This window comes from Psychrobacter sp. UBA3483 (assembly GCF_002377905.1).
Classification (GTDB): domain Bacteria; phylum Pseudomonadota; class Gammaproteobacteria; order Pseudomonadales; family Moraxellaceae; genus Psychrobacter.
In genome coordinates this window covers 18,928-36,101 of the sequence record NZ_DFQS01000025.1, presented here as the reverse complement: position 1 = coordinate 36,101, position 17,174 = coordinate 18,928, and the positions used below count along the sequence as shown (strand labels likewise).

15 protein-coding genes are annotated in these 17,174 nt (G+C 45.1%); 2 read left to right on the top strand and 13 right to left on the bottom strand.

The window, feature by feature from the left end; all coding sequences use genetic code 11:
- Positions 1 to 153 precede the first annotated feature (153 nt).
- The 3 genes from B2866_RS04700 to rluF all read right to left on the bottom strand — a co-directional run bounded on the left by B2866_RS04700 (position 154) and on the right by rluF (position 1,938).
- Positions 154 to 324: a hypothetical protein gene (locus tag B2866_RS04700; protein WP_296191131.1), complete on the bottom strand. Its 171-nt coding sequence runs from the start codon at positions 322 to 324 to the stop codon at positions 154 to 156.
- 226 nt (positions 325 to 550) lie between these two features.
- The gene (gene ppiC / locus B2866_RS04695; RefSeq protein ID WP_193031961.1) at positions 551 to 829 is read right to left on the bottom strand and encodes a peptidylprolyl isomerase PpiC; all 279 of its coding nucleotides are present in this window, start codon (positions 827 to 829) and stop codon (positions 551 to 553) included.
- 110 nt (positions 830 to 939) lie between these two features.
- Complete coding sequence (gene rluF, locus B2866_RS04690) at positions 940 to 1,938, bottom strand: 23S rRNA pseudouridine(2604) synthase RluF (RefSeq protein WP_296191130.1); 999 nt, start codon at positions 1,936 to 1,938, stop codon at positions 940 to 942.
- A 415-nt stretch (positions 1,939 to 2,353) separates the two neighbouring features.
- Here rluF and B2866_RS04685 point away from each other — a divergent pair, with 415 nt between their 5' ends.
- Positions 2,354 to 3,349, top strand: a complete 996-nt coding sequence (locus B2866_RS04685) for a diaminopimelate dehydrogenase (RefSeq protein ID WP_296191128.1) — start codon at positions 2,354 to 2,356, stop codon at positions 3,347 to 3,349.
- Between the two features lie 125 nt (positions 3,350 to 3,474).
- Here the strand turns inward: B2866_RS04685 and B2866_RS04680 are convergent, their stop codons facing one another.
- The 9 genes from B2866_RS04680 to B2866_RS04640 all read right to left on the bottom strand — a co-directional run bounded on the left by B2866_RS04680 (position 3,475) and on the right by B2866_RS04640 (position 15,872).
- Positions 3,475 to 4,188, bottom strand: a complete 714-nt coding sequence (locus tag B2866_RS04680) for a DarT1-associated NADAR antitoxin family protein (RefSeq protein ID WP_296191133.1) — start codon at positions 4,186 to 4,188, stop codon at positions 3,475 to 3,477.
- Between the two features lie 388 nt (positions 4,189 to 4,576).
- The gene (locus B2866_RS04675; RefSeq protein WP_296191125.1) at positions 4,577 to 5,830 is read right to left on the bottom strand and encodes an NAD(P)/FAD-dependent oxidoreductase; all 1,254 of its coding nucleotides are present in this window, start codon (positions 5,828 to 5,830) and stop codon (positions 4,577 to 4,579) included.
- Positions 5,831 to 5,921: 91 nt separating this feature from the next.
- Complete coding sequence (locus B2866_RS04670) at positions 5,922 to 6,950, bottom strand: ornithine cyclodeaminase family protein (RefSeq protein ID WP_296191123.1); 1,029 nt, start codon at positions 6,948 to 6,950, stop codon at positions 5,922 to 5,924.
- 268 nt (positions 6,951 to 7,218) lie between these two features.
- The gene (locus B2866_RS04665) at positions 7,219 to 8,505 is read right to left on the bottom strand and encodes an NAD(P)/FAD-dependent oxidoreductase (protein ID WP_296191121.1); all 1,287 of its coding nucleotides are present in this window, start codon (positions 8,503 to 8,505) and stop codon (positions 7,219 to 7,221) included.
- A 14-nt stretch (positions 8,506 to 8,519) separates the two neighbouring features.
- A complete protein-coding gene (gene nhaC / locus B2866_RS04660) occupies positions 8,520 to 9,980 on the bottom strand; it encodes a Na+/H+ antiporter NhaC (protein ID WP_296191119.1) in 1,461 nt (486 codons plus the stop codon).
- 151 nt (positions 9,981 to 10,131) lie between these two features.
- Positions 10,132 to 11,622 (bottom strand): aldehyde dehydrogenase family protein, encoded by a 1,491-nt coding sequence (locus B2866_RS04655; protein WP_296191118.1) that lies wholly within the window; start codon positions 11,620 to 11,622, stop codon positions 10,132 to 10,134.
- A gap of 141 nt (positions 11,623 to 11,763) precedes the next feature.
- A complete protein-coding gene (gene hglS, locus B2866_RS04650; protein WP_296191116.1) occupies positions 11,764 to 13,260 on the bottom strand; it encodes a 2-oxoadipate dioxygenase/decarboxylase HglS in 1,497 nt (498 codons plus the stop codon).
- 116 nt (positions 13,261 to 13,376) lie between these two features.
- Positions 13,377 to 14,648 carry a 2-aminoadipate transaminase gene (locus B2866_RS04645; RefSeq protein ID WP_296191114.1) on the bottom strand — a complete coding sequence of 424 codons (1,272 nt, stop codon included), beginning with the start codon at positions 14,646 to 14,648 and terminating at the stop codon, positions 13,377 to 13,379.
- Between the two features lie 267 nt (positions 14,649 to 14,915).
- Entirely contained in the window at positions 14,916 to 15,872 is a 957-nt protein-coding gene (locus tag B2866_RS04640; protein ID WP_296191112.1) for a LysR substrate-binding domain-containing protein, read from the bottom strand.
- Between the two features lie 229 nt (positions 15,873 to 16,101).
- Between B2866_RS04640 and B2866_RS04635 the strand changes: the two genes are divergently transcribed.
- Entirely contained in the window at positions 16,102 to 16,515 is a 414-nt protein-coding gene (locus B2866_RS04635; protein WP_296191110.1) for a hypothetical protein, read from the top strand.
- Between the two features lie 112 nt (positions 16,516 to 16,627).
- Here the strand turns inward: B2866_RS04635 and B2866_RS04630 are convergent, their stop codons facing one another.
- Positions 16,628 to 17,068 carry an MgtC/SapB family protein gene (locus tag B2866_RS04630; protein ID WP_296191108.1) on the bottom strand — a complete coding sequence of 147 codons (441 nt, stop codon included), beginning with the start codon at positions 17,066 to 17,068 and terminating at the stop codon, positions 16,628 to 16,630.
- Positions 17,069 to 17,174 lie beyond the last annotated feature (106 nt).

The following is a 17,174-nucleotide window of genomic DNA, read 5'->3' as shown; positions in this document are numbered from 1 at the left end:
TTTTATTTTGAACTGACTATATTGTAGTTCACGTTTGAACTCTGCTGGCGCCTTTTCATTATCGGGTTTGTCTGTGATAGTAAAGGTCATGATGCTACTACCTTTATATTTGGATGTGAGTCCAGACATACCATAGAGACGATAAGCTTTATGCTAATGACTGATGAGCGCAGGTGAGCTGATATTAAATATTAGCGCCGTCTCAGATTGACTTAACCCTTGCGTAAGCATGGTGGTTAGTACTTGATGTTTAAAGTCGCTACTGTATTTAGCTTTACCGATTTTAGGTTTGATGGCGTTTATACCAACGCTTTGATAAAGCATTGCTGGACCCACTTAGATATCATCTTGTCATCAAGTCCAAATTTCTCACCTGTCGCACCGCTACTATGTTCTTCCCTGTAGTATGCAATGACTTTGATCTTAAAGTCTAGATCGTAACTCATAACCCCCCCCAGAAGTTGTGTCCAACTTATGGGGGACAGTTCAAAGTTGTCTGGCTTTTTAGGTAACCTCTATTGTCTGTATTATTAAAGAAAAAGCCTAACGCTTACGTCCTATAAAGCACTTTGACCACATGCCAGCCAAATTTGGTTTTCACTAGATGCGGGGTAAAAAGTTCGCCGTTAAAGCAAACTTTATCAAATGCTGGTACCATTTGACCTTTTTTAAACTCACCTAAGTTGCCGCCTTTTTTACCTGATGGGCAGGTTGAGTGTTTCTTAGCCAGCACGTCAAACTGCGCACCTTTTTTAAGTTTGGCCATAATGTCATCAGCCAGTTCTTTGTCTTTTACTAAAATATGTAAGGCGCTAGCAGTACGAGCCATAATGTAAACCCTTCATAAAATATCGATTATCGGGGCATTATATCACTACTTAGTTTGGTTACTAACCTAACTTGAATACTCCCCTTCATCAAAAGTCATTACCTATTGCTCTATCGTTTTGAGGACCGCGAAGAACCTCGACCTTTTGCTGGGCGCTTGCCATTTGCAGCAGGTTTCCCCTTGCCACCAGGCTTCTTGCTATCACCAAAAGGACGCCTGTCTTTACCTTTAGAACCCGCTGGTTTTCTAGCGCCATCTTTGGAGTGTTTAGCATTTCCCTTTGCTGCGCCCGCTGGTTTTGAAAATTCTTTTGATTTTGAGGAGGTATCAGTACGCGGCTTTTTTTGTGGCGACTTACGCGTTTTCTTAGCAGCAGTATTGTCTTCTGAAGAAGAGTCTTCTATAGATTTCAGTAAAACGGACAACTCTTTTGGGGTTAAATCTCGCCAGTCTCCAACCGGAATACCTTTTAAGCTCACATTCATAATCCGCGTACGTTCAAGCTTTACGACTTCATAGCCAAAATGCTCACACATACGGCGAATTTGACGATTTAGACCCTGCACTAGCGTAATATTAAACACGGTAGGCGCTACCTTAGTCACCGGGCACTTTTTCGTCATCCTGCCCAAAATAGGTACGCCACCTGCTAGACCTTCAATAAAACTATCGGTGATCGGCTTATTGACTGTCACCACATAATCTTTTTCATGGTTATTACCCGCACGTAACACCTTATTAACCAAATCGCCATTGCTCGTTAAAAAGATCAAACCCTGAGAGTCTTTATCCAAACGCCCAATCGGGAAAATACGGTCGCTATGTCCAACAAAATCAACGATATTGTTTTTCTCAGAGCTTTCTGTGGTGCTTACAATCCCTACTGGTTTGTTCAACGCAATAAAAATGAAATCGTCTGCTTCTCGTGGCTCAATAAGTTGCCCGTTAACTTTTACCGTATCTCCAGCAACCACTTGCGCACCTACTTGAGCACGTTTGCCATTGACGTAAACGTTACCTTGTTCAATAAAGCGGTCAGCGTCGCGCCGAGAGCAAATACCGCTTTCGCTAATATATTTATTTAAACGAGTCGAGGAAGTGTTAAACATAAAGTGCCATTTTCACCTAATAAAAAGCTTTTTGTGCTAAGAAAAAGACTGAATTGAATGAATGATCAATAACGAGATGGCTGACATTATATAGGAAATTCAGTATCTATTTTAAGAGAGATGAACCCAAACCTATTTATCATTACTGAAAACAACTTGGCGACTCATTGAGGCAGTCATATTATGTAAAGTACATACTTAACCTCATCTGAAATTTAGTATGACAGCGCCCTATCACTTGTAAACATAATCCTCTAAAATAGATACCATTTCTATCAATCAGTTATTCATTACAGGGCAGATTACTGCGCATACTTTACTTCACAATAGATATGAATTACATAGCATTTCTACTTGTTACGTATCACTTTAGCAGTAATGGACTGTCCGCTTCATCAACGTAAGGCTAATCATAATGACATCAATAATTAGAGTCGCCATCGCTGGTTACGGTAACCTTGGCCGCGGTGCGCAAGCCGCCATTAAGCAAAGCCCAGACATGCATCTAGTCTGTGTATTCAGCCGCCGCGATCCTGCCTCCGTCACTCTGATTGACGACAGCGTGCCCGTTTACGCGATGGACGATATTACCCAATATAAAAACGATATAGACGTGCTGATATTGTGTGGCGGCTCTAAGTCTGATTTGCCTGAGCAAGGTCCAGCGCTTGCTGGTTTGTTTAATATCGTCGACAGTTTTGATACTCACGCCAAAATTCCTGAGTACTTTGCCGCGCTTGATACGCCTGCCAAAAAAGCCAATAAAGTCGCCATGCTATCGGTCGGTTGGGATCCCGGTTTATTTTCTATCAACCGCTTATACGGCGAAGCCATTTTACCCGTTGGCGAAACCTACACCTTTTGGGGCAAAGGCTTAAGCCAAGGACATTCAGATGCGGTACGCCGCGTGGATGGCGTCAAATCTGGCGTACAATATACCATTCCTTCAGAATCTGCGATGGAAAAAGTACGCAATGGTGAGCAGCCAACCCTGAGTACTCGCGAGAAACATACCCGTGAATGCTATATTGTGCTCGCCGATGGCGCCGATAGCGATAGCGTACGTGATACCATCGTCACCATGCCGGATTACTTTGCCGACTACGATACCACAGTGCACTTTATTGACGAGCAGACGTTTGAGCGTGACCATCAAAAAATGCCGCATGGCGGATTCGTTATTCGCAGTGGCGTAAGCGGTATGGATAATGCGCAAAACAACCAAGTATTAGAGTTTTCGTTAAAGCTTGGCAGCAACCCTGAATTTACCGCCAGCGTGCTCGTGGCTTATGCCCGCGCTGCTTATAAAATGAATCAAGCAGGAGAGAGTGGCGCAAAAACCGTCCTCGATGTCGCACCTAGCTTGTTATCGCCTAAAACGCCTGCCCAGCTGCGTAAAGAGTTGCTGTAAGTACTGGCTATGAATTAGAAATAAAAATCTCCACGCTAAAAACAAAAAGCACCAAGCCATGCAAGCTCGGTGCTTTTTTTATGCTTAACTTTCTTTATGCTCAATAACTTAATTAAAAACACCAATCACAGCAAACCATTTTCCAGAAGTTTAGCCGTATTACTGACTTTAAAGTCATGGTATAAATCATAAAACACAATCGGGTCTTCGACGCCATCAAGCAAACCACGTTTATTGAGCGCGACAAACATCGCTAGTGAATAGGCCGCACAATGGATAGATTTTTTGGGATTAAACTCACGATCAGTAAAGGCTTGATACTGCATAACCTCTTCATGCAGCTGAGGATTTTGCTTGAGCGCATTGACATACAGCCAATCATAAAACGCAGTCAATGGCTCAAGGCTCCACTCCATGCCAAAATAATCATAGCCAATCAGCTCACCAGAGGTTGTTAAACGCTCGTCTTTTTTGGCCTGTCTTGGTGCGACGGTCAATAAGTCAGGATACGGCCCACCGTGTTCGAATACTTTACTGGCTTGCAAAGCATTTTCGACACTATAGGCTTGACCGTCATGCTCATTGGTAATTTTTAAGCTTAATGGACTAAGCGGAAAACTCAATTTATTGCCAGATTTGCTAGACAGCTCTAAGACATGGCTAAAGCCATATTTTTTGCGAATCACTTGATGCATATCATTGATGGATTTTTTCTTTTGTCTACTGGCAAACCCCACATGGCGCTCAAACCTCACCATGTCCGTTTTGACCAAATTGTCACTATTGACTCTAGGCATAAATACCGGTTGATGCTCTACCGCGCTTGGCGTTTGTTCGATAGGATTCTGTCTTTGTTGCATGGCAATACGCCTTATATCAATGGTCTGGTATAAATGTGTGGTTAAGAGAATTGATATGCTGCTTTATCAATGCTGCTTTGAGCGATTCATTTAATTTTAGGATAGCTATGATACCCCATTAGGGTGTGCATTTCATGGGGCGATATTATTTTTTGCGTGAGGCGTTTTGGTTTTTCAAAAAAAAACCTCACCTGTGAACTAGGTAAAAGTATTTGAATGACTAGCAATGATATTAACGGCACGCCATAAGCGCTACGAGAAAGCACCGTATCTTGCTTATTAATCAGTAGGAATGAAAATAAAAAGCATGATGCAAAAAAGAAAGATAGGAGACTCAGGAAAGGGAGGAAGTCGCTTTGGAAAACGGTTAAAAACTAGCAGTAAAACGATGGCTACTAAAGGGCTTAGCATCGATAAATAACGGCTTATTATGGATCATCTCTTCGATAAGACGTCCTGTGACAGGCCCCAATGTCAGCCCCTGATGGGCGTGACCAAACGCAAACCACAAGTTATCATGTTTTGATGCAGGACCAATCACTGGCTTCATATCTGGCATACAAGGCCTTGTCCCGCACCATGCTTCAGATTCCACGGCATCTTCAAGTGGCACAAGTTTTCTTGCATGAGTCAGCACCGCTTCTAGTTGGGCAAAATTCTTCGGGGCTTCTAATCTTGCCATTTCAGCACCCGTGGTAATTCTGATACCTTGCTCCATTGCACCCATCACAAACCCTTTATCGACATCGAACAAGCTGTGTGAAAGGGCGTTTTTGGGCGTGACCTTAAAATGCTGATGGTAGCCACGCATAGGAAACATCGGTATATGATAACCCAGCGGCTTGATAAGCCCAGCTGACCAAGGCCCAGCTGCAATGACGACATGCTGACAGACATAGGTATCATCGCCGCATACAACTTGCCAGCCTTCTGCCGTTTGCATAATAGCTGTCACACTTACTTGCTTGACCTCGCCCGCCATCGCTGCAAAACTTTTTGCATAGGCTTTTACCAGACCGCTGGGATTTTTTATTTGCCACGAGTTTTTCCAGTGGATACCGCCAATATAATCGGTAACATTCAGATTAGGCTCCAGCGCTTGCAGCGCTATTAGTGATAGCACCTGATATTCTACGCCTTGCTCCGCGGCCTTTACGGCTTTGGTAATGGCTTTATCAAAATGCATAGGGTTACGATGAAGCTCAATCCAGCCTATTTTACTGACCAGGGCATCTGCGCCAGCCGCTTTAATCATCGGCTCGTGCTCATTGGTACAATGCTCAATCAGCGTCGCCCATTCTTTATCGATGACTTCGATATTTTTTGGGCTGGAATGCTGCCAGTACTGAAATAAAGGGCGCTGAAAACCATATAACGCTGACCAGCGGTAGCGAATATCGGTACGGTTATTGGGCAATACGCTAAAAATCTCTTTAGCACTTCGCGGAAAAGGTTTGGTGTTGACCGCTTCTCTGGTGATAATGCCCGCATTGCCATAGGAGGTTTCTTCTCCTGGGGGCTTTTTATCAAGTAAGAGTACCTGCGCGTTGTTTTTTTGCAGATGCCACGCGATAGAAGTTCCTACGATGCCTGCCCCAACTACAATCACGTCATAGCGCATATCAATACTCTTCGAGATCGTTAGACCAAAATAAAATCGTTGTCTTAAAAATCGTTGTCTTAAAAACTGTTACCTTAATAGCAGCCAGCTTTTATAACGCAACAAACTGGCCCAAATCGTCTTTTTTGGCTTTTTGAGCAACCTTTAAAGCGACGGCGGCATCGAAGCTTGCCGCGCCAACCGACTTAAACAGCGTGATACCTTTATCGGCATTTAGGTCAATTTGCACTTTTTCATTGACCAAATCACTTAACGTCCCCGTCAGCTTATCCCATGTCCAATTACTGTCAGCGTCTTCATGAGCTTGGATCAAATCACCTGCTTCATGCAAGCCGCCCTCGGCATCATCGATAATGACAGACGTGCTGGCCTCTATCACCGAGTTACTGACTTCCTTCATCGATGCTTGATAGGCACCAACGGCATTGATATGAGCGTCGGCTTTTATCTGCGCCGCTTCGAACAAACCTGACGTCGCGCGCGTTGCCAAATTAATAATATCAGCGTCTTGAATAGCCGCGTCAATATCATCGCAAACCATAAAATCAACCTCCCATTGTGGGTAGTCTTGTTTAAATTTACCTTGAAACTGATGCGCCGTTTGCGCGGTTCTATTCCAAAGGTTTACCTGCTTGATATTTGGACGTACCGTCAGGATGGCATTAAGCTGCTCATACGCCATGCCGCCTGTACCGACCACTGCTGCCACCTGACTATCGGTGTTGGCTAAATATTTAGTTGCGATACCGGACAGTGCCGCAGTGCGTACTTGGGTGATATAGACCCCATCCAAAAAGGCCAACATCTCTCCTGTTTCATTGTCAGAGACCGTGACATTGGCCATGGTGGTTGGTTTATCACGCTTAGGATTGTCTGGGCAGATAGTGACCAGCTTGACGACTGCATATTCATTAGTACCGTCAAATACCACTGCCGGCATGGATAAATGGCTGCCAGAGCTTTTTGTACTGCTTTCATCAAAAGTTGGTATGACCAAGCGTTCAGGCGTTTTGACCCACGTCGGATGCTCGCCTTGCATTTTGAGTAACGTCTCAATTGCCTCAATTGCCATCGACATGGTCAGCTGTTCTTTTACCATCTGCATATCTAAAATTCGCATAATAATCCTTAAACCGCCCTGTAATTTTATTATTAACAATCCCTAAATGTGACACTAAAAAACCTAACAATCAACCCGCCATTTATTAAAGCTTTTATCACGGTTTATAATGTTGTTTGGGGCAAGTTTTTTAACCTCTCATCAATAAATAATCTCAGCGATAAGCTTAAATGTATGACTTATAACAACGGCCATATTGGCTATGATATTTATAAGTATTTGGGCAAATTTTAACTAAGTAAATAACCACACTATGTAAATAAACATGCTATCTGATAATTTTAAGGCATTGACCAGCGTGGTATAAAGTCAGTCCCAATTCCGTAAAGCCAGATTTAATGCCTGCAAAAGGGATTTTCGCTTCTTCTAACGTCTTAAAGGGAATGGGAATACTGTCTCTATTACCAGTCAATATATACTCGGCAAAGCATTTACCCATGAGCGTACCGGTAGTGATGCCGCGACCATTATAGGCGGTCGCGGTCAGCAAACCTTCATCGGGCTCCATCACGCGAAAGATATGATCTTGGGTAAAGCCAAAGCTACCGCACCACTCATATTGCCAATTAAAAGCAGGCAGATCTGGATAATAGCTCTTTTGCACCGCATTGGCCCACGCTTGATAAAAGGATTTTGGTTTCATCTGCGTCCCACCAACCGTGCCCAATAATAGGCGATTGTCATCGTCACGGCGGAAACTCGATAATGCCAAGCGGGTATCCCATGCCCCTGTTTTATAAGGCAAAATGCGCTCTGCCGCCTCGCCGCTCAGCGGTTCTGAGGCGATTTGATAGTAATAAACCAGATAAAAAGTTTTGGCAATTTCTGTCCATTCGCCTTCGCTATAGGCGTTGGTAGCGATGATGACACGCTCAGACTTGACGCGCGCTTTGGCGGTTCTTGCATACCAATGACCATCTACTTTTTCTAGTGCTTCAACGCCAGAATGCTCATAGATCGTCACACCAAGATTGGTGGCCACTTTGGCAAGGCCTCTAACATACGCCAGCGGATTGATGGTACCTGCGCGGTGGTCTAATAAGGCTTTATTGATACTGGTGGTACCGCAGTATTCATGGCATTTGCTGCCAGTCAATACCTCAACATTGGCACCGCGGCGGCGCAGTTGCTCGTATCTGATATCGACATCGATTTCACCTTTGGCATTATGCGCCATGTGAAGGTTGCCCGCTTGAGTGGCTTGCGCGTCGATATCATATCGTTTGATTAAATCGAATACCAAACTTGGTGCTTGTCCAAGCGCTTGGGTCAAACGCTCACCGGCCACTTCACCTAGACTGATATTCAAGTCATCAGGGCGCGCCCAAGTGCCGGCGTTCACGAGCCCAACGCTTTTTCCCGAGCCGCCACTACCGATGGTTTGGCTTTCAAGTAAGACAACCTTGACGCCTTTTTCAGCCAGATGAATCGCCGCTGACAATCCAGTATATCCACCGCCAATGATGCACACCGCCGCTTGGGTATCGCTACTCATTTGGCTATAAGCATCAATATTAGGCGCGGTTATATTCCATAAACACTGCTCTTGCAACATATCATCTTCCTTTATTAGCGCGCTTCATTGACAGAAAAAGCAACGTCGACCTTTTTTACTTCAGGCTCTTCGCGCGGTATAAATTTATCAAGGAACGCCCATAACAGTCCAAATAAAGGCGATAACCAACACGCAAAAGCAAAAGGTGCATAAGTCAATGTTGCTATCCCAAGTGTCGCTGCCACAAAGCTACCGCCCATATTCCACGGGATAAGGGGTGACAAAAGCGTACCAGTGTCTTCAATAGAACGCGTCAAGGTTGTGCGCTTATAGCCCATGTCTTTATATTTGTCTTGTAATAAACGTCCTGGCAATACCAATGTCGTATACACATCACCGATTAACGTCCCAACCCCAAGAACACTGGCGTAGGTGGTAAGAATCAGACCGATACGCGACTTCACCGCTTTATCTATTTTGGCCATAATGGCTTTGAGCGTGCCGTAGTGCTCAAGTGAACCGATAAAAGCAAGGGCAAAAATGGTCAAGGTAATGACCCATGTCATCGACATGACGCCGCCCTTTGACAACAATTGATCTACCACTTCAAAACCCGTCTCACTGACAAAGCCATTTTGTAAAACATTAAAAACATCACTCACGCCCACGCCTTGCATAAAGACGGCAATCACTGAGCCTACCAGCACCCCGCTTAATACGGTCGGTATCGCTGGCATTTTCATCACAGCGGCGACAATCACCACTAACGCTGGCAATAAGGTGATGATACTTAAATTGTAATTGGCCGCTAAGTTATCCTGCAATGCACGAATAGAAGACAAATCGATGCTATCGTCACCATAACCCATACCAATCCAAGCATAGAGCGCCAACGCCGTAATCATGGCGGGCACGGTCGTCGGCAGCATACCTTTGATATGATCCCAAAGGTCTACACCCGCCGCGGCTGGGGTTAAGTTAGTGGTATCTGATAGCGGTGACATTTTGTCGCCAAAAAAAGCACCGGAGACGATAGCCCCACCTGTTAGATGCGCGGGAAGACCCAGTCCCATGCCAATTCCCATCATCGCAAGACCTACCGTACCAACCGTGCCCCACGAGGTACCCGTAGCGACAGAAATAATGGCGCAAATAAGACAGACGGAAAATAAAAACGAGGAAGGCGAGAAAATACTAAAGCCGTAGTACAGAATGGTCGGCACGGTTCCGGCGATAATCCATGAGCCGATGAGCATACCGACGCCCATCAGGATAATCATCGCTGGCAAGCCGATTTTAATAACCTTTAAAAACCGCTCTTCCATACCTTGCCAACTACGGCCACGCAGTTTCATAAATAAACCGGTGATTAAAATACCGCAGGCTAAAGGTATGTGAGGGGTGAAATCTTTGAAGACGAAAAACTGTATCATCAGAATGATGGCAGTCAATACAAGCGGCGCGATATCAAGTAAAAAGCTAGACGATGGGTCATAACCGTCTATATCGGGTTTATACGTTTTATCATCGATCATAATAGTTCTACCTTCCTTAGTAGTCGTCGATGGGAGTGGCAACCAATCCTTGATTGCTTATCATTTTTAGCCTGCCAAGCTTCTATAAAGTACGCTTGGCAGTTTATTTATAAATACATCAAATTAGCAAAAGTCTGTACTCACCTTTTTATTAACCAAAGCTAATGCCTTGGGCAAGTGGCAACTCTTTTGAGTAATTGATGGTATTGGTCTGACGGCGCATATAGACTTTCCACGCATCAGAGCCAGATTCACGGCCACCGCCAGTTTCTTTTTCACCGCCAAACGCCCCGCCAATCTCAGCGCCACTGGTACCGATATTAACGTTGGCAATACCGCAATCACTACCACGATCACTGAGGAAAATCTCCGCCTCACGCAAATCATTGGTAAATACGCATGATGATAGGCCTTGTGGCACATCGTTTTGCATCTCAATCGCTTCGTCAAAGTCTTGGTAGGTCATGACATAAAGAATGGGCGCGAACGTCTCGCTTCTGGCGACATCGTTTTGCTCGTCAAACTCGACAATGGCAGGCGTTACGTAATAGGCGTTAGGATATTTGTCTGCAAGGACGCGCTCGCCGCCCGTGACCGTGCCGCCCGCTTCTCGCGCCTTTTTTAACGCCGCTTGCATATTATTAAAGCTGTCTTCATCGATCAGTGGACCGACAAGATTACCTTCTAGTGGATGACCGATACTGACGGTCTCATAAGCGGATTTGATGCGCGGTAGGATATCGTCTTTGATAGACTCATGCACAAATAGACGGCGCAATGTCGTACAGCGCTGACCTGCCGTCCCAACCGCGGAGAATAAAATGCCGCGTAGTGCAAGATCTAAGTCAGCCGTCGGTGCCAAAATCATGGCGTTGTTGCCACCAAGCTCAAGCAAACATTTACCAAAACGGTTGGCAACTTTTGGCCCGACTTCTCGGCCCATACGCGTACTGCCGGTGGCGCTCACCAAAGCAACATCTTTATGCTCAACCAAGGCGTTACCGACATCCGTCTTGCCGAGTAAGATTTGCGATAGATGGTCTGGCGCATCGCCAAATTTAGCCAAAGCTTTTTCAAACAATGCCTGACAGGCCAAAGCGACAAGCGGGGTTTTTTCTGATGGCTTCCAAATCACAGGGTTACCGCAGACGATAGCCAGTGCGGTATTCCACGACCAAACCGCAACGGGAAAGTTAAAGGCTGAGATGACACCAATCACTCCGAGCGGATGCCATGTCTCACGCATGTGATGGCCTGGGCGCTCTGACGCAATCGTCAAACCATAAAGCTGACGCGACACACCGACGGCAAAGTCGCAAATATCAATCATTTCTTGCACTTCGCCTAGGCCTTCTTCTTTAATCTTGCCCGCCTCAAATGACACTAGCATGCCCAAGTCTTCTTTATGCTCACGCAGCACTTCACCGAGCAGGCGCACCAGCTCGCCACGTCTTGGCGCAGGCACCACGCGCCACTCTTTAAAAGCTTTTTTAGCATTGGCAATCTTGGTGTTGACCTCATCAACGCTGTCCAAGGTTATGCTGCCAATCACTGAGCCATCAATCGGGCTATTGACATCAAAATCACCATTTTGATATTGCGCTTCTTCGACGCCCATCGCGGCCATATACTGCTTGATCATAGTCCATCCCTTTTATTAATTTATACTTCCTTGAAGACTTATTAACTTAACTTGCACCCAGCTAAGTTGCAAAATAATTAATTTCGTACTGCCATTCCTTTTTGGAATGCTCATTAATAGTTCCACTTATCTATCACTGTTTTAGATAACACCATTTAAGGCTTTACTATTTAGATTCGCCAAACAGGCTTTGAGACTTTGCGCTTGCAGCGTTTGATAAAGCTCAAGCTCATCGTACACCTGAGCGCCCAAGGCATGCTCAAACGCTTCTTTATTGGTATGAACTTCACCCTTACTTTGTTTGCCGCCGTTTTCATTGCCGTTTGCACTGTCGTTTGTGCTGTCGTCATGCAGATTGGACTGAAAAATCCCCGCCGCACTGACGGGTAAAAAATCCTCATAAACGATAGGTTCTAGGCGAATCATTCCTTGCTCAAGCAAATCAGTAACCACTTGCTTTGATATAGAATCATTTATACTTTCTACTTCTAAAGAATCTAGTGTCTGTTCAATGTCAGCAACGACTATATCTGCATCGCTACCAACTGCTTGATAGTAAAAATACGCCAAATCTTCATCATGCAGCGTTTGATAATCATCAGGGAACGCTGCAAATGCACTTTCTAAAACCTGATAATACTCCGAGGCGTTATCGGCATTTGGCGTTACGCCTAGCTGATGACGAGCTTGGCTAAGCAATTGGTCGTACAGCGCTCTGCCTTTGGGCGTTAAAGCCACACCGCGCTGCTCAATCTCACCGAAGCGCGCAGTATGATGCCCCGTTTCATAGCCGCCGTTAGGATTTTTAAAGCTAACCGCTTCTTCTAGCGCTTTAAAACTGGTCTGACGTAATAAAATAGGACATCTCCGTCTCGGTGGCCCTTCTATAATGGCTTTTGGTGGTATGCCTTTTGCTCGCATACCTGCTTGTACCGCATCGATATCTAAGGTTCGGGGCGTCAGATGGTTGATATGCGGGCCCTTAAAACCAACGACGTCAGCAATAAGTCCGTGTTGGCTTAATAGTTGCTGATAAAGCGCTTTTGAGACGGGTGTTTTGTCATGCCAGCGAAAGGTTTCTAATGCTTCTTTGATAAATTGCTTAGCGTCTTCCGCCGTCAACCCGCCCTGCTCCTCAAAGCGCTTAATTAAATTAACAACGTTATCTGTAAAGATAGTGCGCTTATCCAAAGCACCAATCGCTTCTTGTTTTAATGCTTCATCATCTATCAAATCAAGACGCAGTAGAGAAGTAAAAACGCGAAACGGACTTTTATTTAAAGACTGCGTGTCAATCGCTCGAAAAGCCGTAGAATGTACAGGCACGCCAGCGGGCGCCAAATCATAGTAACCAACAGGGTACATGCCCATGACCGCAAACAGCCTGCGCATCATACTCAGCTCAGCGGCGGTGCCCAGTCTAATCGCGCCATGGCGTTCCATACCTAGCCTATCAATCTCTCCGGTGTGGTCAAGTTGCTGTCTGATATCAGGCTGTTTATTTAATACATCGGTATTTACCTCGCTCACCAAATCGATGAGGTCACCATATAACGGTACTTCTTTTTGGTACATCTCTGACATGGCGATAGAGAAATCGTGGCAAATATCATCGCTATTGATAAAGGTAGGGTTCACAAGTATGTATCCTTTTTAATTAAGATATTTTTAGATAAAAATAGTCGTCTCAGAAATTCTTAGCAAAGCACAAAAATTCACAGTCGCTCACAGCAACTTTCAGTAGCTCTTAGCATCTACAGCTTTGGCATTTCATTAGGAATACCGCTTAGCACCGCTTTTAAAATATCAAGACCCGCTGTTAGGGTTTCAGGCTCAATCGTCAGCGGCGGCAATAAGCGAATAATATGTCGATGCTTACCACTTGGCATCAACAGCAAGCCCTGCTCGCGCGCTTGTTTTAAGACATGCGCCATCACACTTGGATGCGTGCCATAAGTTGGGTGACGCAGCTCGATACCACGCATCGCGCCAACTCCTGTCAGTCCATATAGCCATGCAGAGAGGTTTTGCTGCTGCCATCCATTGACAGTATTTTCAATGGTGTTGGCATAATGCTGAGCTGATTGCCAGACCTCCTCGTCTTGCATGATATCCAAAGTCGCATTTGCCGCCGCACACGCCACCGGATTACCTGAATAGGTCCCGCCCAAGCTCCCTTTTGGTAGACCATTGATCACGCCAGCTTTGCCTACTACCGCCCCAAGTGGCAAGCCGCCGGCGATACTTTTACCGAGCAATAGCAGGTCAGGCTCAACCCCTAAATGCGTAAAGGCGAAAGGCGTACCTGTGCGTCCATACCCCGACTGAATCTCATCCATGATGAGGAAGATGCCATGCTCATCACAAAAGCTGCGTAGATATTGGGCAAATGATGCGGACAGCAGCTGAAACCCACCCTCGCCTTGGACTGGCTCGACGATAATGGCACCGATATTAGCCACGTCGGTCTCCACCGCAAATAGACGCTCTAAAGCCGCGATCGCTTGCTGATCACTGATATCGTTATCAGGACTGGGAAAAGGAACATGGTAAACGCCGCCGGACAATGGCCCTAGCCCGCGCTTATAAGGCGCGACCTTACCATTTAAATTAACCGCCGCCAGTGTACGCCCATGAAAACCACCATCAAAGGCAATCACGCCAGTGCGTCCGGTCTGCATACGGGCGATTTTTATAGCGTTTTCAGTGGCTTCTGCGCCGCAGTTGGTGAGCATGCCTGCAAGCTCACCTTTAATAGGAATCCATTCACACAGTCTTGGCATAAAGGTTTGGTATGGCAAGTGAGCGGCGGCGTTATAAGCATAATGAATCAGCGACTGCGCTTGAGAGATAATCGCGCTGACGATATGAGGATGGCAATGACCAAGGTTTAAGACCCCAATACCGCCGACAAAATCAATATAGCAACGGTCTTTATCGTCCCAAACGTTGGCATTTTTACCTTTGGTTAATGTCAGCGGATGCACCATCGTAAAGGCATCGGTGACGTTGTATAGCTGCTCCATGGTGGTCTCTTATCTTCCTTGATGAGACTCATTTGAGCAAACTGCTCCCCTATCAGCAAACGAATAATAGTTGTGATGTCATTCCTTTTTGTCATTGCCATGCTTATTATTGCCATGTTTAACATTGACAAAAAAAACCGGCTCAAGGCCGGTGCGTTGCTATCTTTTCAAACTTTACTTTTGCAAACGTCGCTTTTAACCTTGTTAATAGCTAAAGGGTTAAAAGCTCACAGGGTTAATCGTTAAAAAGTTCCAATCTGCCCTATATTACAAAATAAAATCCAAGTCTGGCGTAGGCTCCTTTGACTTAGCAAGATAAGCTGAAATCCATTCTATAATGACCTTGATTTTATGCGAGTTGCCCATGGCTAAAGGGTAAGACATATAATAAGCTCCCCTGCCTTTTGAGGCATAGCGCCATGCTGTCACCAGAGCGCCTGATTGGAGCTCTGGCGCAACCAAACGCAGGGGCACCAGTGCAATACCATAGCCAAGTAGTGCCGCCGAAATAGTCGTATGAAAGGTGTCAAAGCGCGGGCCAACAAAGGTACCATCGATACGAATATCCTGCTGTCTAAAATATTCATACCAAGCGCTAGGACGTGAGCTGAGTTGTAATAACGTGCAATTATCTATATTGCCTATATCACCCATGCATGCGGCTTTGTCTGTTAAATAATCCGGATGACAGACGGCAACATTATACTCATCAAACAGCTTAATCGACTCCATGCCGCCCCAAATCCCATCGCCATATAAAAACGCTACATCGACGTTTTGATCTTCAGAAAAAAACGGCCCCGCCAGCTCTTTAATGGTTAAATTAATCAGTGGATTTGCTGCCCCAAAGCCGTTTAATGCCGGCATCAGCCAGCGCGAGCAAAAAGTTGGATGCGAGACGATTTTCAGTACTTCTGAATTATCACTGTTTGACATTAAGCTGGTGGTCGCCGCCTCAATATGTTTGAGGATTTCGAGCACTTCTAAGTAGTAAGTCTTCCCAGCCGGCGTTAAAGAGATGCGATGCGGGGTGCGATAAAACAGCGACAGATTCAGCATTTCTTCAAGCTGCGCGACTTGTTTACTGATAGCGCTTTGCGTCATATGCATCTCTTGCGCCGCATTGGTAAAACTCAAATGTCGCGCCGCTGTCTCAAAGCATTGTAGCGCTGTGGTCGAAGGATACCTTCTAAAAGCAAGTGGGATTTTATTATCGGGATTCATAATGTATTTTTTTTAGTTACTTATAAATTATTTTAAAGAATATATGATACACAGATTGACAAACCTTTACCTTTATTCACCTGAATTTTTTAAGTTTCTTTATTATATTTAGGCATACTGTCAGTTTAATTATCAGGTCTTTCAATAATCAAGCATAGACGAATAAACCACTAATCTGGCTAAATCTTATTATAAGCGGACAATCAAAAACAATAACAAGGATATGAAAATGAAAACATCAGTAACGCCTAAAAAGCGTCAAAACAAACTATGGATAGCCTTATTAGCCAGTGTGATTGGGCTTAGCGCTTGCAGCAACGAAAGAGAAGATGCAACGGATGTTAGTACAGAGCCTGACACTACCGACATGACCACGACCAATGACAACGTCCAGTCTACCGATACGCAAGCTGACGAAATGGCGCCTGTAGCCACTACGACAGACAACGAAACCTCGACCACCACGGCGACCACTTCTACAGACACTACCGCCACCTCTACTGACGCGACCGAGAATGATGGAGATCAAACCTATTATTCTGGTGTAGATGGTGCAGAAGATGAAGAAAAAGGCGTTGATGCTGTGGTTGTTAATGAAAACAATCCAAATCTCGATCAAACACCGGCAGAGGGCGTGCAATAAGTTTAAGCTTGTAAACTGCATAGCCATACGCAATAGATAAGCGAGACCATCATGGTTCTCGCTTATTTTATGTCTAATATCTTTTATCCAATCATATTAAATAGCTTAATTATCAATCTTTGCGCCTATGCTTTGGCTTAAAGGGTTTGGAGAATTGCAAAATGATAAATCCAACGACTGATAGGATAATGGCAATTTCATAGCGCCCATAGGCGACCGAGATACCAATTGCCGCTGTATTCCATAGCCCAGCGGCGGTTGCCGTGCCCTTTGCCCCATTCTCGTTTTTAAAAATAGCCCCACCACCAATAAAACCCATACCAGTTATGATACCGTACATGATACGAGCTTCTGCGTCCGAGCCTTGATAGATATCCATACCTACCAACATAAAAGCGCACGAGGCAATCGTCACTAAAGGAAAGGTTCTAAGTCCCGCACCGTTGTCTTCAAGCTCACGATTAAGGGCAATCGGTAGCGACAGTATAAAAGCAATGCCGAGCTGAAAGGCATGGTAGGTTAAAATCTTCAGACTGATATCAAATGCAAACATAGCTATCACCTAAAAGCCCATTTATAGGGTGATCAATCGTATTCAGAGCGCCTTCTCTTTAGTCTAAGCTAAAAACCGCTTACCTATCAGATATTTTATATCATTT